This window comes from Paenibacillus oleatilyticus, from assembly GCF_018998565.1.
Classification (GTDB): Bacteria; Bacillota; Bacilli; order Paenibacillales; family NBRC-103111; genus Paenibacillus_G; species Paenibacillus_G oleatilyticus.
The window spans coordinates 39,937-60,064 of record NZ_JAHNZO010000004.1 but is presented as its reverse complement, the minus strand read 5'-3'; the positions used below and the strand labels follow the sequence as shown (position 1 = coordinate 60,064).

General features: G+C 51.5%; 20 protein-coding genes. 16 read left to right on the top strand and 4 right to left on the bottom strand.

The genetic code is table 11. The features are described 5' to 3' along the window. The first annotated feature begins 10 nt into the window (after positions 1-10). From KQX66_RS06630 to KQX66_RS06610, 5 genes are all read left to right on the top strand, one after another. Positions 11-313 (top strand): WXG100 family type VII secretion target, encoded by a 303-nt coding sequence (locus KQX66_RS06630; protein WP_010496611.1) that lies wholly within the window; start codon positions 11-13, stop codon positions 311-313. 26 nt (positions 314-339) lie between these two features. Then, complete coding sequence (locus KQX66_RS06625) at positions 340-642, top strand: pore-forming ESAT-6 family protein (RefSeq protein WP_216791218.1); 303 nt, start codon at positions 340-342, stop codon at positions 640-642. Positions 643-723: 81 nt separating this feature from the next. Further along, positions 724-915 carry a hypothetical protein gene (locus tag KQX66_RS06620; protein WP_216791216.1) on the top strand — a complete coding sequence of 64 codons (192 nt, stop codon included), beginning with the start codon at positions 724-726 and terminating at the stop codon, positions 913-915. Between the two features lie 52 nt (positions 916-967). Then, positions 968-1,750 (top strand): hypothetical protein, encoded by a 783-nt coding sequence (locus KQX66_RS06615; protein WP_216791214.1) that lies wholly within the window; start codon positions 968-970, stop codon positions 1,748-1,750. 14 nt (positions 1,751-1,764) lie between these two features. After that, positions 1,765-3,339 carry an Mbeg1-like protein gene (locus tag KQX66_RS06610; RefSeq protein ID WP_216791212.1) on the top strand — a complete coding sequence of 525 codons (1,575 nt, stop codon included), beginning with the start codon at positions 1,765-1,767 and terminating at the stop codon, positions 3,337-3,339. Positions 3,340-3,385: 46 nt separating this feature from the next. Here KQX66_RS06610 and KQX66_RS06605 read toward each other — a convergent pair whose 3' ends face one another. The 3 genes from KQX66_RS06605 to ybiA all read right to left on the bottom strand — a co-directional run bounded on the left by KQX66_RS06605 (position 3,386) and on the right by ybiA (position 5,164). Beyond that, entirely contained in the window at positions 3,386-3,673 is a 288-nt protein-coding gene (locus tag KQX66_RS06605; protein ID WP_216791210.1) for a hypothetical protein, read from the bottom strand. 108 nt (positions 3,674-3,781) lie between these two features. Continuing rightward, the gene (locus KQX66_RS06600; protein WP_216791208.1) at positions 3,782-4,648 is read right to left on the bottom strand and encodes a TIGR02452 family protein; all 867 of its coding nucleotides are present in this window, start codon (positions 4,646-4,648) and stop codon (positions 3,782-3,784) included. A gap of 24 nt (positions 4,649-4,672) precedes the next feature. Beyond that, positions 4,673-5,164 (bottom strand): riboflavin biosynthesis intermediates N-glycosidase, encoded by a 492-nt coding sequence (gene ybiA, locus KQX66_RS06595; RefSeq protein ID WP_216791702.1) that lies wholly within the window; start codon positions 5,162-5,164, stop codon positions 4,673-4,675. 523 nt (positions 5,165-5,687) lie between these two features. Here ybiA and KQX66_RS06590 point away from each other — a divergent pair. From KQX66_RS06590 to KQX66_RS06550, 9 genes are all read left to right on the top strand, one after another. After that, positions 5,688-6,953: a class I SAM-dependent methyltransferase gene (locus tag KQX66_RS06590; protein ID WP_216791206.1), complete on the top strand. Its 1,266-nt coding sequence runs from the start codon at positions 5,688-5,690 to the stop codon at positions 6,951-6,953. Between the two features lie 3 nt (positions 6,954-6,956). After that, complete coding sequence (locus KQX66_RS06585) at positions 6,957-9,542, top strand: metallophosphoesterase (protein WP_216791204.1); 2,586 nt, start codon at positions 6,957-6,959, stop codon at positions 9,540-9,542. Positions 9,543-9,695: 153 nt separating this feature from the next. Further along, positions 9,696-10,574: an Rpn family recombination-promoting nuclease/putative transposase gene (locus tag KQX66_RS06580; protein WP_216791202.1), complete on the top strand. Its 879-nt coding sequence runs from the start codon at positions 9,696-9,698 to the stop codon at positions 10,572-10,574. Between the two features lie 177 nt (positions 10,575-10,751). Then, complete coding sequence (locus KQX66_RS06575) at positions 10,752-11,207, top strand: DIP1984 family protein (protein ID WP_216791199.1); 456 nt, start codon at positions 10,752-10,754, stop codon at positions 11,205-11,207. A 481-nt stretch (positions 11,208-11,688) separates the two neighbouring features. Further along, a complete protein-coding gene (locus tag KQX66_RS06570; RefSeq protein ID WP_216791197.1) occupies positions 11,689-11,907 on the top strand; it encodes a hypothetical protein in 219 nt (72 codons plus the stop codon). Between the two features lie 42 nt (positions 11,908-11,949). Next, positions 11,950-13,065 (top strand): slipin family protein, encoded by a 1,116-nt coding sequence (locus KQX66_RS06565; RefSeq protein ID WP_216791195.1) that lies wholly within the window; start codon positions 11,950-11,952, stop codon positions 13,063-13,065. A gap of 265 nt (positions 13,066-13,330) precedes the next feature. Then, the gene (locus KQX66_RS06560) at positions 13,331-14,053 is read left to right on the top strand and encodes an amino acid ABC transporter ATP-binding protein (protein ID WP_216791192.1); all 723 of its coding nucleotides are present in this window, start codon (positions 13,331-13,333) and stop codon (positions 14,051-14,053) included. Between the two features lie 46 nt (positions 14,054-14,099). Beyond that, on the top strand, positions 14,100-14,894 hold the full coding sequence (locus KQX66_RS06555) for an ABC transporter substrate-binding protein (RefSeq protein WP_216791190.1): 795 nt from the start codon (positions 14,100-14,102) through the stop codon (positions 14,892-14,894). A gap of 28 nt (positions 14,895-14,922) precedes the next feature. Beyond that, positions 14,923-15,639 (top strand): amino acid ABC transporter permease, encoded by a 717-nt coding sequence (locus KQX66_RS06550; protein WP_063188100.1) that lies wholly within the window; start codon positions 14,923-14,925, stop codon positions 15,637-15,639. Here the strand turns inward: KQX66_RS06550 and KQX66_RS06545 are convergent. Continuing rightward, entirely contained in the window at positions 15,606-17,261 is a 1,656-nt protein-coding gene (locus KQX66_RS06545; RefSeq protein ID WP_216791187.1) for a PucR family transcriptional regulator, read from the bottom strand. The genes KQX66_RS06550 and KQX66_RS06545 overlap by 34 nt on opposite strands. A gap of 197 nt (positions 17,262-17,458) precedes the next feature. On the opposite strand from KQX66_RS06545, the gene KQX66_RS06540 reads away from it, so the two are divergent. Then, on the top strand, positions 17,459-18,724 hold the full coding sequence (locus KQX66_RS06540) for a Glu/Leu/Phe/Val family dehydrogenase (protein WP_216791185.1): 1,266 nt from the start codon (positions 17,459-17,461) through the stop codon (positions 18,722-18,724). A 25-nt stretch (positions 18,725-18,749) separates the two neighbouring features. Further along, positions 18,750-20,114, top strand: a complete 1,365-nt coding sequence (locus KQX66_RS06535; protein ID WP_216791183.1) for an aspartate aminotransferase family protein — start codon at positions 18,750-18,752, stop codon at positions 20,112-20,114. Positions 20,115-20,128: the final 14 nt, after the last annotated feature.

Genomic DNA, 20,128 nt, shown 5'->3' with positions numbered 1-20,128 from the left:
GAGAATTTGCATGGCAAGAAAAATTGTCGTAGATCCCGCTAAGCTGGAAGCCGCAGCTAAAAACATGGATGGGCATGCCGCCGAGTATCAGCGTTTGTACGATCAACTGTTTAACGAAGTTAAGGCCATGGGCAATGCTTGGAAGGGGCAGGATAACATCGCTTATACGACGCAAATCGAAGGATTCCGAGACGATTTTGAAAATATGAAAAAGCTGATGGAGCAATATTCCGAGTTCTTAAAGCATAGCGCCCAAACGTATCGGACAACGCAAACTGAAATTGCGAACTCTGCCAAAAAATTAGCGAACTAATTATCCCTTTAAGGAGGCCAATCACTATGTCTATCGAAGGAATCAGCATATCTACCGCCGAGGTAACGCAAACCGCGGCAACGATCCGAACACTGAGCGGCAGCTTGACCGCCAAGCTCGAAGAGATCAAGAAAGAAATGAACGGCTTGACGAGCTCTTGGGATAGCGATGCCTCCCGAACGATCCAGGACAAATTCAACGCGAATGCCCAAAAGTTTAGCGATTATCGGGCGGTTGTGGACTCTTATGCGGCGTTTTTGGATAATACGGTTTCGAACTACGATGCAACCGAAACGACCATTAACAGCAACGCCAGCCAATTTAAGTAGGATCTGATCCGTATGGAGGGTGACAGGAAGTTCCTGTCGCTCTCCGTCGTCTACAATTCAGGAATACAAAGAGGGATGCACATGAATGCGGCAGCAGATAGGGAAGCAACCGCCATTATTGAAGAACTCAACCGAATTAGACGGGAGTTGGAAGGCGTAGCGCTGGAATTAAAAGGATTGAAGGGAATTGGCGTCGATTATTGCTCCAGAAGATTGACACAAATTTCAAGTGAGTACAGCGAGGTCGTTCAAATGTTGTATCGATTGAGATAATGGGAGACAATCCGGCTTCAATTTTGTTTTCATGGAGGGTACGGAGCGGGAAATGAATTTTAATGGAAGGCTGGTGCTTCGAATCGTGATGCTACTTTCGCTTGTAACGCTTATGGGTTGCGGTCAGAAGTACAAGGATGCGGAATACAAAATGTCGCAGTATTTAAATGAAAAGTATGGCGAAGAGTTCGTGGTTGAAAACGTCGGAGGCGGATATGGGTCAGGGATATTTTCAACCGATACGATCAAAGCGGAGGCGTATCCCCCAAATTCCCCACGGCATCGGTTTAGAGCCGAAATCACGAAAGATTTTAGCAAAGTATGGGACAACTATATGAACATGATTATGGCCGACAAGTTCGATGAAAAGATGATCAAAGTATCTCAAGAAGTTTTTGAGCAGAAGGACATCTGGGTCAAGACGCATCTGGATTCGGGCGGCCTATCTTTTCCGGCGCGCGATTTGAATAACAAAAACATCAGTTTCGAAGAGTATTTTAAGGCCGAAAAGATTAATGGACTAGCCGTCGATCTGTTTATTAAAAGCGAACCCGATATCGACAAGGAACGCCAAGCGGAAAAAGTAGACCAATTGGTAGATAGAATATTGGCCTTTGAAGAATTTAAGCATGGGTTTATTTCGGTATTTTATTTAAAACCGTCCGCTTTCGAGCATGTTAGCACGGAGTTTTATACGGTGGGCGAAGCACTTCATTATTACACTCGGAAAGAAATGAGTTATACGCATACGTTTGCCAAAATTTTCGATGCAAAAAAGGTGTATTCCGTCCAAGAGATTTTGAGTCATTTTGACTGGGAGTATAAGGAGTCATAAGGAAGGGGGATACAATGACCACGGCCATTACCGAAGCGGATAAAGCGATACTTTCAGAACTGGTGTACTTGAATATAAAAAATCATTCGGATTTAAACAAAAGTTTGCTTTCCGGGGCGCTTACCGTAGGTGAACTCGTAAATACCTACAAATACGTTCTGGAATCATCATTTCATGATGTTGAGGGCCATTTTAAAACAAAAGAACAGTTTGAAGGCTTTAAACACGCAATTGAAAGTTTATCTCAGGATTCTTCGAGATATTATCATTGGAAAATCAGCCATATCGATGACGATAATGCGGCAACAGGGTTCGTGGCGTACACGTTCGAGCCGGAGCCCGGGCAAGCGGTGTTTGCCTTTCGAGGAAGCGAAGATATCACAAAAAAGGAGTTTCGGAACGATTGGAAAAACAATGCGTCGACTTCGTATGAAGAGGAAAGCGTCCAGCAGCATAAAGCCAGAATGTACATGGAATCACAAGCGAAGCTGTACAACAACATCACGGTAACGGGTCATTCTCTCGGGGGGAACCTTGCACTATATGCAACCCTGACGGCACCTGCGGAAATTCAGGGAAAAATAGTCAACTGTGCTACGTTTAACGCTCCTGGCTTTAACAAGGAATTTACCATTACCTATCAACATTCAATCCAACATATGAGGGGTAAAATTCAGGAATTTCAGAACCGATACGATTCCGTGTCTTCCTTATTCTACAATCCGACAAAACCGATCATGATCGAAACTTCAGCCAAAAAAGGAACGCTGCCTGATTTATTCAATATGGATCATCATGCCCTTAAGCATCTTGTGAACGACAATGGTACTTTAACAAGGGATAAGATCCAAAGCAAAAATTTTGAATATCGAATGCTGTCCAATCTTACGCAAGGGATTCAAAAGCTGCCTAACCCGATGCTGTACGAAACGGTGGAGCTCATTTTTGGCGTGTGGAACGGCGATATTGATACAGTTCAGCTACTGAAGACGGCAGGTGCTTTAGCGGTCACCAACGTTCCCCAAACCATGATTACCGTAGGAGCGATGCTCAAAGCTGTAGAAATTACGTTTGTAGCCACTGCTTTTGTAACAGCTGCCCAGATTGCAGCCGAAGTAGTGGATGAGAAGATCGTTCAGTTCAAAGCGTGGGTGACGCGCAAGTTCGACGATTTGTTTGAACAGGCCGGACTTGGAGCCGTCCTGAAAGAGAGGTTTCACGACTTTAAGCAGCGGGTATATGCTGAAGTGCATGATATCGTCAGCAGGGTTTCGAGGTTCGTCAAGGATTCTTGGCATACGTGGAAACCATCCGGCATACAGCATGAGGATATTCGCGTGAACATGATGGAGCTCAGAAATTTAGCTTCCCGCTTACAAGCGGTTCAGAATCAGATCGTCCATGTGGACCGCAGACTTGATACGCTGGCAAGTCTTGTAGACTGGCAGCAGCGCATATCGGTAACGTGGATCGACTACAAGGTGGGCTATAACCAGGATTTGAGAAGATGCATTGAATATTTGCACCGTGCGGCAGACGAGCTTGAACAAAGCGAGCGCACGATCACGCAAAAAGCGTATGCGTTTTAGAACGTATGGGGCAAAGCGCCGACACTTCCCGAGCCGACGCTTTTGCTTATTTTCTTCTATAAAGCTTGAACCAGTCTAGAATGACTTCTTTGCGCGACATTTGTTTGTCCCGGGGCCACGAAGAAGTTTCCCATTCATGGATGGCCTGCTGCCGGGTTTTGAAAAAGCGGTAGTCACAAATGTTCCAAGAGCAAAATAGTTTTCGGTACCATTTTCCATTCTGCATGTCACCGGCATAACGGCGCACCGCTTTGCTGGCCTGCTGCTTAGCCCAACGTGTACCGGGTGTGTAGTGATCGTTCCATACGGGGGATTTTTTTACACTTCGGCTCAATAACCTCTAACCTCCTTCTGGGAAGTTAGAGGCCGTCCAATGTTTTCATCCATTCACCCCATTTAATGGTATCTTTCCTATATAAACGATCATGCATGAAAAAAGTTGCTATGGCTCCAATGCCGTTTTGAATTCGTTCAACGTCCGCTTGTCTGCCGAGTTATCCAGGATGGCAAATACGATTTTATCAAACCAGGCGGCGCGACCTTCGTTGATGAGCGCTTGCTTGAAAAGGCGCGCGACATCCTTCGGGTCATTGCGGAAGACGCCGCAACCATAGGCACCAAGAATAATGGCGCGCTGTCCGTGGGCAGCTGCAACCGCTAAAATGAAACGAATCCGCTCCAGCATGACCGTATCGATCTTTGCCGTATTTTCCGGTTCGCGCTCCCGTACAACCCCGGCATTCACCGCGGGAGCGGTGATCATGGAAACCAGGTAAGGCGCTGGCAAGAGGCTGCCACGATCCTCCCGGAATACCGGCACTTTTGGAGAGTAGATCATATAGTCGGAATAAAAGCAGGTTTTGAGGCTCCGGTTATGGTCGTACATTTGAGTCATCTGAGAAATGCACGGATACAAGGCGGAAGAGCGGGCCAGGCTTTCTTCCTGCGCCTGACTTCCCCCGAGGAAGCCTCCTCCGGGATTTTTGGCGGAAGCGAAATTCAGACAGACGGTTTCCGTAATCCCTTCTTGCGCTACGAGCCGTTGCGCCGCAGCCAAGGTCGATTCGTTCGTCACCTCAATGCGAGACAGGTTCCCTGCTATGCGACCGCTCAAGGCACTTGCTTCCTTCAACATATTCGGCAGCTGATCGGGCGCATAGAGGACGGACTTCGCAACGGCCGTCTCCACTTCGTCCCGGATTGTTATTTGCGTCCCGGAGGGGCTGGTGTAGAAGCCCTGCTCCAAAATGTCCAAGGTTTCTTTGGCGATCTTGGATCTGATTTCTCTGTTATGGGTAGATGTGTTCATCTTTGTTCACTCCGTTCATTCGGTTCAGGTTGCTTCTTGATTTTCCTTCAACAAATTTTCGCGCAGCTGCGTCAAAATGTGTCCCAGTGCATTTTTGCCCTGCCAGGTTCTTCGGTTTTGAATCCTCGGATCGTCTTCGGATAGCCCTACTCCCCAAATCCGGTCCGTAGGACTCGCTTCGACCAAGGTTGTTCCTTTCGTCTTAAGCAGTTGCTCCAGCAGGTGCGGATTCTGCGTAAATTTCGCATAGTTGCCGTCATAAACGAATTTCTTTCCGTAATTGTCCCATTGATCCTTGTCAAAGCTCCGGACCAAGCGGCCCAGCTTTTTTTGCTCCGGAGGCGTTGTGGCCTGCATTATTTTAGCTGCTGTCTCTTGATCTCCGAAAAGGATCGCTTTTTGATACATCATGTACTGCTCCGCGCAGTTGAACTCGACCCCATCTACGACAAACCGGGAAGGATGCCATTGGGAAAAAGGGGATTCGGTGCGGTAAAAAAACGTAAATTTCTCTATCATCATCAGCTCTCGCTTTCATTTAAATTTGACGGTTACGGCATCGCAGGCTTTAGGAAATACCGTTACTTTCATTGCTTCGATAACAGGGGAGAAGCCATGCATTAACGCCTATGATATTTGCTAATTGATAATATCATAATGACATTATATAACGATGACGGCACCTCGTGTCAATATCAAGTCGAAAAAATGTTAAAACCTAGAGATTTTCTTGACAAAATATGGACTGCCGCGTATGATTTCACTAACTATTGTCGAAGGAGGTCGGATGAGGGTGTTTAAGAATCAAAAGTTTTATTACAGTTCCAATAACGGCCAGTGCAATACATTTCATCAACAGCATATGCAACAGTGTACCCTCATCGGCCTTACCGGTCTGTCTTATAAGTGAAGCTTTATGCCGACTTCAAGCAAGTTGACATCAGGCTCGTTTAGCGAATCCGGCCATGGACCTCTGAGTCCGTGGTCTTTTTGTGTTTAACTCGACCGGTCACAATTTCATTCCAAGGGGAAGATGCAGATGGCGATCATTCAAGTGAGATCCACGAACCCGAAGCTTTCGTTTATTATCAAAAAAAATCCGGAGTCCGGCATGATTCTTCGGTCGATCCGCAAGGGGATAGCTTACGGCTGGTACACGGACGACTTTACCTACAACGTGTATTTTAAGGATGCCGACAATGAGATTTCCTATAAGCAGCATGAGCATGAGGATTTTGAATATTTGAACGTATCCCGCTATAACACGCCGTTGTTTCCGCTGAATGCGCTGAACGAATTTTTCACCGCACCGCTGAAAGCGCAGGACGAGCGGGACGTCGAAGGCTATGAGCATTCGTTCCATATCAACATGATTCATATCGAGCTGGTGCGGTATATCGAGTTTTTTGAGAAGCATCTGACCGATTTTACGTTTGAGCTCAAGCATCACGCTCACAAAAGCTACTCGCTCACGATTACGACGCGCAAAAGCCTCCATCATCTGCTGCATGTCGTGAGCGTGCTGTGTTTGTTCCTGTCCATGTTCGGCAACGAAAACATCGATATTTCCGACAGCATTCTGGACAAATACATCAAGAGCATTCAAGCGATTGACGCGCCGTTCTATATCCGCAGCTTGTTTGTCCGGAATTTCTTGTCCTCCAGGGACCGGTTCAAAAAATACAAAGGCGAGCTTGAGAAAACAAGCCGGTACGCCATCCGGTTCGATTACGGAGGTACTGCCCTTCAACGGAGAAACTATATCGCCGGCGCCCTGCCTTTTAATAAATCGATCCTGGACGTTGGCTGTGGAGAAGGCTTCTATGCGCTTCCTTTTGCCGCGAAGATCGAAGGCAGCTACTACGCAATCGATATCGACGAGCAACTGCTGGAATCCGTCAGCCGCAAGGCGCAAGCGCGAGAGATCGATAACCTGATCACGTTTCGTTCGATCGATCATTTTTTGGAGGAATACAACGGCGAGCAGGTCGATGTCATCCTGACGGAGGTTATCGAGCATATGAGTCAGGACGAGGCGAAGGCGTTGATTCAACGGATCTGCAAGCAGGTGGATTTCGAGCATTTTATTATTACGACGCCGAATTCGGACTTCAATCCGTTCTACGAATTGAGCGGGTTTCGGCACGACGACCACAAGTGGGAGATGGGGGAACAGGAATTCCAAGAATGGTTTCTGGAGATCATCCGGGAAACGGGCCTGCACCATGAATTCGTCTCCGTCGGAGACGGAGTCAACAGCATCCAGACGACGCAAGGCGTCATTCTCAAGAAAAAGGGGGCCTAGCCAATGGAGATCCAAACGAGGGTTCATACCATTTTTATGATGATCGGATCGACGGAATGCGGGAAAACGACGTTCGCCAACGAAGTGCTGATTCCCGGGCTGCGGTTCGAGGACGAGTCCAAACATTTTAAAAGCAACATCCAATACCTTTCTTCCGACAGTATTCGCCAAGAGGTTCTTGGTTTTGCCTACGATAAATACGACCAATTGATGCTGGAGGCGAGCGGGCAGGCGTTTCATCTGTTGTTCGAGAAGCTGAAGATGGTAACCTCGTATCCCGTCAACGCGGAATTCGTGATCGTGGATACGACCGGATTGTCGGAGGACTTCCGGGCGAAGGTTCGCGAGATTGCCCATGAGAATAACTATAATCTGGAGGTCATTCTGTTCGATTACCGCAAGCGGGAGGATTATTACGCCTCCGAGCGGTCGAAGAAGCTGATCACCAGCCACATTAACCGGCTGCGCAAAGACGTTCTCGGTTCGCTGGCTAAGGAAAAGTACGCCAAAATTCATAAGGTGCGCGCCAAAGATTTTTATTCGGTAACAGAGCAGCGGGCTAATCCCGATTACAGAGTTGTCATTGAAGATCAAGAGGAGTACTTGTCGACCATTCTCCCGCAGGATCAAAAGGTCATCATTGTCGGAGACGTTCACGAGTGCGTCGATGCGCTGCAAGGTCTGCTGCTGAGCTACGGCTACCGGATCGAAGCGGGAAAGCTGATCGTAACGGACAAAGTGCGGAATACGAAGGTGCTGTTAGCCGGGGACTGGATCGATAAAGGAAAGCGTACCAAAGAGATCGTCGAGTTTTTGTACGATAATCAGGAGCATTTCTTGTTCGTTCTCGGGAACCATGAGAATTTCGTGTATAAATATTTGCGGGGCGAAATTCAGGGGGCCGATTCGGAGCTGCTTCGGACGTATTTCGACTCGACGGAAGTGCTGCGGAATGATGCGGAGCTGCTGGAGAAGTTCAATCATCTTGTTTCTATCTCGAAGCCGTTTTACTGGTCGGTCGGCATGAAAGGAGCGTCCTTCTACGTGACCCATGCGCCGTGCCGGAACAAATATATCGGGAAGCTGGATGCGAATTCGATGCGTCATCAGCGCAGCTTCCGTATCAACCGGGAGGCACCGCTGGAGGAGCAGTTGGCTTTTCTTAACGAGGAGGCAGCGAAAAATCATCCGTACCACGTGTTCGGGCACATTGCGGCGAAGCAGGCATTCCGGATCAAAAGCAAGCTTCACCTCGATACGGGATGCGTGCATGGGAACGCGCTGACTTCGGTCAGCATTTCGTTCAAGCCTTTCTTTAAAGCCTACAAGTCCGGGCAAGCGGTCATGACGGACGAGCTTCCGACTTTGTTCCGGGAAGAGAGAAAGGTTTCCGTACAGGAATTGGGCGATGAGGAAATTCGCAGACTGCGCTATGTGTCGCGCAATAAGATTAACTTTATCTCGGGAACGATGTCCCCGGCCGATAAGGATGTGGCTGCGGGTGAGCTGGAGTCGTTGCAGCGAGGCTTGGATTATTTTGCCGAGCGGGGAGTCCGTCAAGTGGTGATGCAGCCGAAATATATGGGCTCCCGGTGCAACATTTATTTGCATAAGGACCGGGCGCAATGTTTTGCTGTCAGCCGGAACGGGTACAAGATCAACCAAGTGGATCTGACAGGCATCTACGATGGGTTGCTGCAAAAATTCGGCGGATATATGGAGAAGAACGGTGTCTCTATGATGCTTTTGGACGGGGAGCTGCTGCCATGGAAGGCGCTCGGGGACGGACTCATCGAGCGGCAGTTCAAGCCGATCGGGAAGGCATTGGAGAGCGAGTTGGATTTTCTGAAGCGCAGCGGTTTTGAACAAGCTTTCGGTAAGCTGACGGAGGAGTACCGCGCCAGCGGGTTTGAAAAGGACCAATTCCACCTCTCCAAATCCGCCTTGAGCGACAAATACGGGGCAAGCGTGTATCAAAATTATAAATATGTCCATGACATTTTGGAAACCTACGTGCCGCTGGAGGAGCATGCGGCCGCTTATGAAACATACAAGAAGCAGCTGGAGCTGTATGCGGAGGACGGGGAGCTGGAGTACAAGCCTTTTGCCTTGTTGAAAGTGGTGTATGACAGCGGCGAGGAGCAGCTGCCGGATTGGAGCACGTCGGACATGTACCGTTTTCTGTCGGACGACGAGTTTGTTGTGCTGGACTTGTCCGAGCCGGAAAGCCGTGAGCAGGCGGAGCAGTTCTTCGCGACGCTGACTATCGGGAATCATATGGAAGGCGTCGTGATCAAGCCGGAGGTCTTCGAAGACCGGTCGGTGCCGTATATGAAGGTCCGCAATCCGGAGTATTTATCGATTATCTACGGATACGATTACCGGTTCCCGCATAAGTACGGCAAGCTGATGAAGCAGAAAAACATTCACTCGAAGCTTCGCACTTCGATGAACGAATATCGGCTCGGTAGCCAAATGCTCGCTGTACGATTCGACGAAATCGCGCCGGACCATGGGACGTATAAACAAATCGTCGCCAATCTGCTGTTTGAAGTGGCCCGGGAGAAAGAAATCGATCCCAGGCTGTGAGGGAAGGAGCCGGCTCTGGCAAGCTTGCGTGATGGCGGGTTATAAGGCATTCCTCGGGGTTCGTAGGCTGCTTATCCGTCTATATTGTGCCTCTTTTGTGGTATAATGTGAGTAGAAAACTGGGGCGTAGAGCAAGCCATTGGAGCTGAGAAAATGACCGAACTGTTGGAACCGTCCGTTGATTTCGTGTTTAAACAGATCTTCGGCAGCGAAGAAAACAAAGACGAAGTGCTGTTGAACTTTCTGAATGAAGCGCTGCGGGAAACCGAGCCGAAGCCGTTCGTCAGCCTGACCTTGCTTAATCCGCAGTTGGATAAAAATGCGCTGACCGACAAGCAGGCCATTCTGGATGTCCGCGCTCAGAATGAGGATGGCAAACAGGTGAATCTGGAAATCCAGGTCAGCAATAAATACGACATGCCGAAGCGCAGCTTATATTACGCGGCGAAGATGTACGAGGAGCAGTTGGGAGAAGGCCAGTTCTACAAAAGCTTGAAGAAGGTCATCTCGATCAATATCTTGACGTTCAATCAAATTCCGAACGATCAGTTTCACAACATCTATCACCTGCGTGAAGATCATACGAGCGAGCTGTTGCTCGACGATATCGAAATTCATTTTATGGAGCTGCCGAAGCTTAGTTTGAAGCCGCATAAGATGGACGATCGGCTGGTGAATTGGCTGATGTTCATAGACGGCGCACCCCGAGAGCGATGGGAGGAACTAGCCATGGATACACCAGGGCTGAAAAAAGCGATGACGACGCTGGAATTTTTAAGCCAGAATAAAGAAGCTCGAGCGTTGTATGAGATGCGGAAAAAGGCGCTGCTTGACGAGCAATCTGCGCTAGACTATGCGGAATCGCGGGGCAGGGCGGAAGGAAGGCTTGAGGGCAAATTGGAAGGGAAGGTAGAAAGAGACAAGGAGATTGCGGCAAGTATGCTGCAGAAAGGCTTGCCTGCCTCTCTGATTGCCGAAGTAACGGGCTTATCGGAAATGGAGATCGAAGCGTTGAATAAAAAGCTGCATTAGAATCGAGTATTTATTTTGCTTAATGACAAGATCGGAGCGGCCTGCTCCGGTCTTTTTTCTTTGTTATGCAAAACTTTCCACTCGTCGTAATACTTTCGCCATGTTCGTTTCGCCGCAAATCAGCGAAGATAGGATACACAAGGCGCTGCCATCCTAAAGATTAAAAAGGTGATAACGATGAAATTAGCCGAAGCTTTAATGAATAGAGCCGATTGCCAAAAGCGCATCGAACAATTGAAAGTCCGCTTGAACCGCAGTGCGAAGGTGCAGGAAGGAGAGCACCCGCCGGAGAATCCGACGAATTTGTTCCAAGAAATGAACGACACGCTGCAAGAGCTGGAGTCGTTGATGACCGCGATCAACCGGACGAACGCCCAAACGGTGCTGCATGACAGAGTTACCCTTGCCGATGCTTTGGCGAAGCGGGATATTCTAGGGATTCGCCGAACGATGATCCAAGAGGTCATTAATGCCGCGGCCGTGAAGCAGGACCGGTACAGCAGGTCGGAAGTAAAATTCATTCCAACGGTCCACATTGCCGAGTTGCAAAAGCAGGTCGATCAGTACTCCAAAGCTTACCGGGAGCTGGATACCGGCATTCAGGAAATGAACTGGAAAACCGAGCTGTTGTAAGCAACGATCATCCGTGTTAGTTTGGTAGCCTTTTGTCTGAAGGCGAGCACCACCCGCCAACTGGGCAAGTTGGACTCCCTGGTGGATGTGAGGGGCCATGTCCGGCAGGTTCGATTCCTGCATCATATGATTCAAGCCCAGAACATCTTACAAGAGTACCCTTTCTTGTGATTGTAACGACCGGGTGCTGGTTCAGACAAAGTGGCGAGGGTGGGAACGGGGAACTAACGGTGATACGCGTCTGAGACGCTCTATCATACATTTAGGTTGATGTACGGAAGGCGTACCGAGGCAGGGATTTCCTGCAATCCCGCAGTGCCCGCGCATCCTATGCGCCGGTATCCTGTAAGGCTGATCCGGCATGAATCTGCCATTATTTTGGGTTCGAATCCCAAATCGTGTGGGACGATTACGCTCCGTGGGGAGCACTCGACTTCAATCGAGCGAAAATGACATGCTGTGACCTTCAAAGGTACCCTCAGTGGCTTCCACAGCACACTGCGTCCGGGCTTTGCAATCCGCGGATACCGGACGGAGCAACCGGAAATGCAACTGCCAAGAAGACGGCGAACAGGAGAAAGGCTGCAATGGAGCCGATCCGAAGTTCGTCAGCTTCGAAGCCGGAAGCTCCGGCTCCTCCGTTCTTAAGCGGGATTCCGTCAGGGGCGCAGGAGGGTTCCTTTCGCAGGTCACCAACTAAGGAAAGGCAGCTTAGGTATGAGCTGTTGAAGGAGGATTTACCATGTTTAAAAAAGTAACCATTCAAACCGACGAGCGTGGCTTGCTGTTCCGCAAAGGAAGCTACGATAAATATTTGCAGCCCGGCACGTACCGCCTGTCGCCTTTTTCCGAAGAGACGGTCGTGATTCTGGATATCACGAAGCCTTTTGCGGTGGAGGGGAAAGACTTGCAACTCTTCCTTCACGATGACCAACTCTTGCGGGAGCTGGATGTCATCGAAGTGCAGGACCACGAATATGTGCTGCATTACGAGGACGGCAAATTCGCCGCAATGCTGACGGCTGGGCGCTATGTGTTCTGGAACATTTTGAAGAAACACGCTTATGTCCGTGTGGACATTCGCCAGCCCGAGCTGCCTGCGGAGGTCGATCTGGCGGTCCGGCCCAGACTGATGGCGTATTGCCAGACGTTTGAGGTGGCGAGCTACGAATCGGGCGTGCTGTTCTATAACCATGTGATGCAAAAAGAGCTCAAGCCCGGCAAATATTATTTTTGGAAAGGGCCTACCGCCGTCGCCGTGAAGACCGTTGACCTGCGCCAGCAGCAAATGGACATGACCGGTCAGGAAATGATGACCGAGGACAAAGTAACCTTGCGGCTCAATTTTGTCTGCCAGTACAAAATCGTGAACCCTCTGCGCGCGCTCGAGATCAAATCGTTCGAGGACCAGATGTATATCCAGTTGCAGCTCATTTTGCGGGAATATATCGGCACCCTGAAGCTGGACGATCTGCTGAAAATGAAGCAGGAAATCGCGGCGTTCGTGCTGTCCCGGTTGAACGAGAAGAGCGAGGATTACGGCGTCGCCTTCGTATCGGCCGGCGTGAAGGATATTATCCTGCCCGGCGATATCAAGGACATCTTGAACACAGTGCTACTGGCCGAGAAAAAGGCTCAGGCCAACCTGATCACGCGCCGCGAGGAAACGGCATCGACGCGCAGCCTGCTCAATACCGCCAAGCTGATGGACGAGAACCAGACGCTGTACCGGTTGAAGGAGCTGGAGTTCCTCGAAAAAATATGCGAGAAGATCGGCACGATCTCGCTCACCGGCGGCGGCAACCTGCTGGAGCAGCTGAACTCGCTGCTGGGAGACAGAAGCACAGGGAAAGCATAATCGATAGGTTTATCAGCGGGTCGCCTCGGCGGCCCTCTTTTTTTGCTCCTTTCCAACGGTTTCCACAGCTTTCGGTCCGCGAAATCGGGTATGATTTATATACATGGCGTATAAAAAGCGGGAAGCTTTTTTCGTTCTATCGGCGAATAGATTGTAAGCGGTTTCTATATTATTATTTAACCAGGTAAACTTTTGGGGACAAGCTGCAAGACGAAAAGAATGCGCTTTCTTCGCAACATAGACTATCCCGCAAGGAGGTTAATCCATGATTCAAGTTAACACCTTGGTCAAGTCATTCGGCTCCGTTAACGTCCTGAAAGGCATTAATTTAAATGTACAGGAAAAAGAAGTCGTCGTCTTGCTCGGCGCAAGCGGCTCGGGCAAAAGCACGCTGCTGCGCTGTCTGAACTTCCTCGAAATTTATGACGACGGGGAAATTTATATTTTCGGCGAGAAGCGCGACCCTCACAAGTCGAACCTGAATCAGATCCGGCAAGAGGTCGGCATGGTGTTTCAGCATTTTAATTTGTTTCCCCATAAAACGGTACTGGAGAACGTGATCGAAGCTCCGATCCATGTGAAGAAGCTCAAAAAGAAAACGGCCATCGACACCGCCTACGACTTGCTGGACAAGGTGGGGCTGAAGGATAAGGCGCATGACTATCCCGGCATGCTGTCCGGCGGGCAGAAGCAGCGCGTCGCCATCGCCCGAGCGCTCGCCATGGCGCCGAGAGTGATGCTGTTCGACGAGCCGACTTCGGCTCTGGACCCCGAGCTTGTCGGCGAGGTGCTCCAAGTGATGAAGCAGCTCGCCAAGGAAGGTATGACGATGATCGTCGTCACCCATGAGATGGGCTTCGCCCGCGAGGTAGCCGACCGGGTCGTCTTCATGAGCGACGGAAAAATATTGGAGGAAGCCCATCCCGAACAATTTTTTGTCCAGCCGCAAACAGAGCGGGCCCAGCAGTTTTTGCGCAGCATCCTTTAATAAAAAGCAACGCAGCCTAAGACCAACTTACAGGAGGGACTTGTTTATGAAAAAAGGGTTGATCGTTTCCTTGTTGTCGATGCTGGTAGGGGCTATGCTGCTCGCCGGCTGTGCTTCGACAGGCAATACCCCGTCTGCCGACGGTAAAGATTCCGGACAATTGAAAGCGTTTCATTTTGCAATGAGTGGGCTGTACAAGCCTTTCAATTACAAGGAAAACGGCAATCTGGTCGGCTTTGACGTCGAATTCGGGAGCGAGCTGGCCAAGAAAATGGGTGTGAAGGCCGAGCCGGTCACGAACCCGTGGGAAACGATCATTCCCGGTCTTCTCTCGAAGAAATACGATGCGATTCTGGGCAGTATGGCAATTACGCCGGAACGGCAGAAGACGGTCAACTTCACGACGCCTTACTACCGGTCGGGCGCACAAATTTTCGTCGCCAAGACGAACGAGACGATTAAATCCGCGAACGATCTGAAAGGCAAGAAGATCGGCGTGCTCAAGGCAAGCTTGTTCAAAGGTTTGGCTGCCGAACGGACGGATGCGGGCAACATTACCGAATACGACAGCGATCTGACGGCGCTGCTGGACCTGCCGACGGGACGGGTGGACGCGGTCATTACGGACGATTTGGTCGGCTTCCGCATGATCAAGGAAAGCGCCACGGCAATCAAGGCCGTAGGGGAGCCGCTGACGATGCAGGAAATGGGAATCGCGGTCCGCAAGGAAGACCAGGCTCTGCTGGATCAATTGAACAAGGCCATCGACGAAATGGTGAAGGATGGGACGTACGACAAGCTGAGCGAGAAGTGGTTCGGCAAAAATATTTTGCAAAAGTAACGAAACGAAATTCAGATGAGGTGACCCGATGATCGAAATCTTGCTGTCCAGTTACGACGTGTTTCTGAAAGCGACCTGGCTGACCGTTCGCATAACGTTTGTTTCTCTTCTGCTTGGAAGCGTCATCGGACTGGTATTTGCCTTTTTCCGGCTGTCGAAGAGCCGCGTCTTGAACGCCGTAGCGAAATTCTACATTACGCTGATCCGTGGCACGCCGCTCATTATCCAGATCGCTGTACTATACTTTGGCATATCCAACATCATTTTGCTGTCGCAATTTTGGGCGGGGGTGTTCGCGCTGGCGATTCACGGCGGTGCTTACATCGCGGAAATTTTCCGCGGCGCGATTCAATCGATCGACCGCGGTCAGATGGAAGCGGCCCGCTCGCTCGGGATGACGTATCCGCAGGCGATGCGCAGAATTATTTTGCCGCAGGCGTTCAAAATCGCCATTCCTCCGCTTGGCAACCAGTTCATTCTGGGACTGAAGGAATCGTCGCTTGTCGCTTACGTCGGGATGTCCGATTTGTGGGGAGCGGCGTTAAGCGAAGCGGCCTCGAATTTCAAGCAGCTCGAAACGTACGTGGTGGCAGGCTTGTATTATTTGGCCCTGGTTATGCTCTTTACGTTTGTGGTAGGTAAGCTGGAAGCGAGACTCGATGTCAACGCGAAAGCGAAAAGCAGGGAAGCGAGCGCCAAGCCGCGCGCCCGCTATAGTTCCTCGGAAGAAACGGTCAGCTTGTAGGCCATGATCGCAATTTCCAGCTTCAAACGGTCCTCCGACGATTGAAGATTGCGCCGGGTTTTCTTCTCGATCTGGTTCAGCCGGTATTTCAGCGTATGGCGGTGAATGAACAGCTCGGCCGCCGTCACATGAAGGCTCTGGTTATGGTACAAGTACGTTTCCAGCGTTTGAAGCAGGTCGGCCCCTTGGCGCTTGTTCTGCATCAAGGCTCCGAGCTGCTCCTCGGCAAACTGCCGCAAGTCCATGCCGAGCTCCTGCATCTGGATCAGGAAGTGGTACAGCCCCAGATCGTCATAGTGGACGACGGACTTCGGCTTGTGCAGCAGCTTGGCGAAGACGAGAGCCCGGTGCGCTTCCTGTGCGCTTTTGGCCAGGTCGGCCAGATCGGCGTAGCTTTTGCCGATGCCGATCCGCAGCGGGTAATCAGGGTAGAACGAGCTCCATTTGTCGGCGATATCCCGCACGGCCAGAAGCGAAGCTTCCTCTGCGGCTTCGGGAGCCGTCCCTTTGCTTCCCGTTCCCATGAGGACGATGCAGCCGTCCAGCCGGTTGCGCAGCAGAAACTGGCGGTTATGCTTGCTCATCGTCTGGTTCACGACCTGATACAGCCGGTCCAGCATATCGTCAAGCGTACGGCGTTCGAGGTCGGGCGGAAGGTTCTCCACCTTGATTTGCAGCACGGCCTGACTCCCGCTCGGATCGAAGCCCAGTTTTTTCCCGCGCTCGATCACTTCGGCTTTATTGGTAAAATTTTTGCTTAACACTTGGTCGAGAAATTCGCCTTGAAAACGGATTTCCGTATCTAAAATCGCTTTATGCCGCAGGAATTCAATCGCATACACGGTGGCCGCATGCTCGACCGCGATCTGGTCAATGTCTTTCCAGCGTTCTTTATCCTTGATGGCCGCAATCCAGCCGTAGTTCGTCTGATTCGCCATGACCGGATAGAGCGAAATGGTGTATTCGCTTTCATGATTATTTACGTGAAGAAGTTGCTGCTCAAAAGGCGGCTGCAACGGCTCGGAAAAGAGCTGGAGCCGATCCTGATCGGTTCGGCGAACCGCGTCATGAACGATCCGATCCGAGACGATGGAGGTATCCGCATCGAACAGCACGATGCTGCCGTCCGTCAGCCGTGACAGCGTTTCGGTGATCGCCTGGATGCCTTGGTTGTCCAGGACCAGACGGGTAAATTCCTTGTGGATGTTGATCGAATGCTCGAACATGCGGAATTGGTTGTTGACGATCTGCTCCAGAATTGCCTTGGTAATGACCGAAAAGTTGATATCCGTCGGGATTTCCAGCAGCGGAAGGGCGGAGCGGTTCGCAATGTCGATGAACGATTGGGGAATTTCGCGCAAGTAAAAGCCGGTGTACATCGCAACGCCGGACAGCTTCTTGTTGGACAGCAGCTTGTGGAACTGGCTGCGTTTCTCTTCGCTTTCCATCAGGCCGAAGCCGGTCGTAATCAGGAACTCGCCTTCCTGCAGCCGGTCGATGTCTTCGATGACTTCGACGATCGTGACCCATTTGATGATATTGTTCATGCCGTCGAATCCAGCGACCAATTTCGTCTTCGACATCACGGGCAGCTGGATCGCTTCTTGAATGCTAATTCCCATAGGAATGATCCTCTTTTCTGTGCGGATTGGCTTGAGTCAGTTATATCACGGCCCGTCATTTCGGGCAAGCTGGAATTTATACCTGATGTATAAAAAAGCGCGCTCATTTTGGATTCGTCGGTCGAATAGATCGAGCGCTTTAGCTGGTTTAAACTACAAGTAATCGCAGCCATAACGCAGAGGCCGGGGGTGGAACGATGGCAGTCGATACGGTTCGGCAAACGGAACAACCAAACGTCTTGGAGCGAACGCAGCAGCTCATCAAGAAGGCGCTGGAGCATATGGGCTGCGCGGAATCGTTCTATGGTCTGTTGAAGCGGCCCCTTCGCTTGATGACGGTTTGCATTCCCATACGTATGGACGACGGCTCCGTCCGGGTATTCACGGGCTACCGGGCTCAGCATAACGATGCCGTGGGACCGACCAAGGGCGGCATTCGGTTGCATCCTGCGGTAATGCCGGAGGAAATAACCGCTTTGTCGATGGAGATGAGCATCCAATGCGGTCTGACCGACCTCCCGTACGGCGGGGGCATGGGAGGCATCGAGTGCGATCCGCGCACGATGTCCGCTGCCGAGCTGGAGCGGCTGAGCCGCGGGTATGTTCGGGCGATCAGCCAGATCGTCGGCCCGACGAAGGATATCCTGGCCCCGGATATGTACACGAATGCGCAAATGATGGCTTGGATGATGGACGAGTACAGCCGTCTCCGCGAATTCGACTCGCCCGGCTTTATTGCCGACAAGCCGCTCGTGCTGGGCGGTTCGGCGGGCAGGGAGTCCTCGATGGCCAAAGGCGTGACGATCGTGCTGCGTGAAGCGGCGAAGGCGGCCGGCGTGGAGCTTAGAGGCGCCAAGGTGATCGTTCAAGGATTCGGTCATGCCGGAGGCTATCTGGCCAAATTTCTGCACGACGCCGGAGCGAAGATCGTAGGGATTGCGGATGCCGGCGGCGCTCTGTACCACCCGGACGGCCTCGATGTCGATTATTTGCTGGAAAAACGGGATGCGTACGGCGCGGTCACCCACCTGTTCGCAAGCGCTATTTCCAACCGGGAGTTGCTTGTGCAAGCTTGCGACATTCTCATCCTGACGGCCACTGAAAACCAGATTACAGAAGAGAACGCGGCCGACATTCAAGCGAAAATCGTCATCGAGGCGGCAAATGGGCCGACCACCGCGAAAGCTACGGAAATTCTCACCTCCCGAGGCGTGCTGCTCGTCCCCGACGTGCTGGCGAGCGCAGGCGGTGTTGTCGCTTCATACTTCGAGCGGGTTCAAAACAACCAGGGCTGCCATTGGTCCGAAGCGGAAGTTTATCGGAAGCTGGACCGCGTTTTGGTCAACGCTTTTCGCACGGTCCATCGGATCGCGCTGGAAAGCAAGGTGGACATGAGGCTGGCCGCCTATATGGCAGGCCTCCGCAAAATGGCGGAAGCCATGCGCTGGAGAGGCTGGGTTTAACACAAGCGTAAAGAGGGGAACCGACATGACGGATACACATTTGATCAAGCCGATTCTGGACTACGACTACCCTACAGTGGCCAGCGGACAAGGAATTTATCTCTATGACACGGACGGCAAAACGTATATCGACGGCTGCTCCGGCGCGGTGACGGCGAGCATCGGCCACGGGGTGCCGGAAATCGTCGAGGCGATGAAGGCGCAGGCGGAAAAAGTATCGTTCGCCTACCGTGCGCAGTTTACGAGCGAGCCAGCCGAAGAGCTTGCACGCCGGTTAAGCGAATGGTCGGGGGGGCGCTGGAACTGGTCCTTTTTCGTCAACAGCGGCTCGGAAGCGACGGAGACGGCGATGAAGATCGCGATCCAGCATTGGCAGGAGAAAGGCCGCGACCGCAAAAACCGCTTCATCTCCCGCTGGATGAGCTATCACGGCATTACGATGGGCGCTTTGTCCATGTCCGGCAATATTTTGCGGCGCAAGCGGTTCATTCCGCTGCTCGAAGATTATCCGTCCGTCTCCGCGCCGTACTGCTACCGCTGTCCGCTGAAGGAAGCGCATCCCGGCTGCGGCATGAAATGCGCGCAGGAGCTGGAAACGTCGATTCTGCGCATCGGGCCCGAGCATATCGCCGGATTTATCGCTGAGCCGATCATCGGCGCTTCGGGAGGGGCGGTGACGCCGCCGGAGGGCTATTATCAGGAGATCAAGCGCATCTGCGACAAATACGATATTCTGTTCATCGCGGACGAGGTGATGACGGGGCTCGGCAGAACCGGCAAGAAGTTCGGGATCGAGCATTGGGAGGTCACTCCGGACATCGTCGCCTTGGGCAAAGGCATGAGCGCAGGCTACACGCCAATGGCGGCGACGCTGGTCAGCGATAAAGTGATGGAGCCGATTCTGAAAGGGTCCAAGTCGATCATGGCGGGCCATACGTACAGCGCCAATCCGCAATCCGCCGCCGTCTGTCTGGCCGTGCTGGACTATATGGAAAAGCACGATCTGGTTCGCGCGGCCGAAGTGAACGGCGAGTATCTGCTGGGCAAGCTGCAGGAGATGGCCAAGCGGCTGGATATCGTAGGCGACGTGCGGGGCAAAGGGATGCTGCTCGGACTGGAGTTCGTGCCGGATGTGCGGACGAAGGGAATTTTCCCGCTATCGCTCGGCGTGACGGCACGGGTCATCAAGCGCGCTTTTGACAAAGGACTGCTCGTGTACCCGGCATCGGGAGGCATCGACGGAGCAGCCGGAGACGCGATTATCGTCTCACCGCCATTAATTATTACCCCAGAACAAATTGATAGCCTAGTAAGCATATTGGAAAAAAGTATTTTCGAAGTGCAAGAGGAACTTCGGGCGGAAGGCCATTTGAATAAAGCGGCGGTATAGGAGGAAGGGGGAAA

What these genes read in the sequence shown, in the direction of transcription:
- KQX66_RS06630 (WP_010496611.1), top strand. Translation starts at nt 11, where the DNA reads ATGGCAAGAAAAATTGTCGTAGATCCCGCTAAGCTGGAAGCCGCAGCT.
- KQX66_RS06625 (WP_216791218.1), top strand. Translation starts at nt 340, where the DNA reads ATGTCTATCGAAGGAATCAGCATATCTACCGCCGAGGTAACGCAAACC.
- KQX66_RS06620 (WP_216791216.1), top strand. Translation starts at nt 724, where the DNA reads ATGAATGCGGCAGCAGATAGGGAAGCAACCGCCATTATTGAAGAACTC.
- KQX66_RS06615 (WP_216791214.1), top strand. Translation starts at nt 968, where the DNA reads ATGAATTTTAATGGAAGGCTGGTGCTTCGAATCGTGATGCTACTTTCG.
- KQX66_RS06610 (WP_216791212.1), top strand. Translation starts at nt 1,765, where the DNA reads ATGACCACGGCCATTACCGAAGCGGATAAAGCGATACTTTCAGAACTG.
- KQX66_RS06600 (WP_216791208.1), bottom strand. Translation starts at nt 4,648, where the DNA reads ATGAACACATCTACCCATAACAGAGAAATCAGATCCAAGATCGCCAAA.
- KQX66_RS06590 (WP_216791206.1), top strand. Translation starts at nt 5,688, where the DNA reads ATGGCGATCATTCAAGTGAGATCCACGAACCCGAAGCTTTCGTTTATT.
- KQX66_RS06585 (WP_216791204.1), top strand. Translation starts at nt 6,957, where the DNA reads ATGGAGATCCAAACGAGGGTTCATACCATTTTTATGATGATCGGATCG.
- KQX66_RS06580 (WP_216791202.1), top strand. Translation starts at nt 9,696, where the DNA reads ATGACCGAACTGTTGGAACCGTCCGTTGATTTCGTGTTTAAACAGATC.
- KQX66_RS06575 (WP_216791199.1), top strand. Translation starts at nt 10,752, where the DNA reads ATGAAATTAGCCGAAGCTTTAATGAATAGAGCCGATTGCCAAAAGCGC.
- KQX66_RS06565 (WP_216791195.1), top strand. Translation starts at nt 11,950, where the DNA reads ATGTTTAAAAAAGTAACCATTCAAACCGACGAGCGTGGCTTGCTGTTC.
- KQX66_RS06560 (WP_216791192.1), top strand. Translation starts at nt 13,331, where the DNA reads ATGATTCAAGTTAACACCTTGGTCAAGTCATTCGGCTCCGTTAACGTC.
- KQX66_RS06555 (WP_216791190.1), top strand. Translation starts at nt 14,100, where the DNA reads ATGAAAAAAGGGTTGATCGTTTCCTTGTTGTCGATGCTGGTAGGGGCT.
- KQX66_RS06550 (WP_063188100.1), top strand. Translation starts at nt 14,923, where the DNA reads ATGATCGAAATCTTGCTGTCCAGTTACGACGTGTTTCTGAAAGCGACC.
- KQX66_RS06545 (WP_216791187.1), bottom strand. Translation starts at nt 17,261, where the DNA reads ATGGGAATTAGCATTCAAGAAGCGATCCAGCTGCCCGTGATGTCGAAG.
- KQX66_RS06540 (WP_216791185.1), top strand. Translation starts at nt 17,459, where the DNA reads ATGGCAGTCGATACGGTTCGGCAAACGGAACAACCAAACGTCTTGGAG.
- KQX66_RS06535 (WP_216791183.1), top strand. Translation starts at nt 18,750, where the DNA reads ATGACGGATACACATTTGATCAAGCCGATTCTGGACTACGACTACCCT.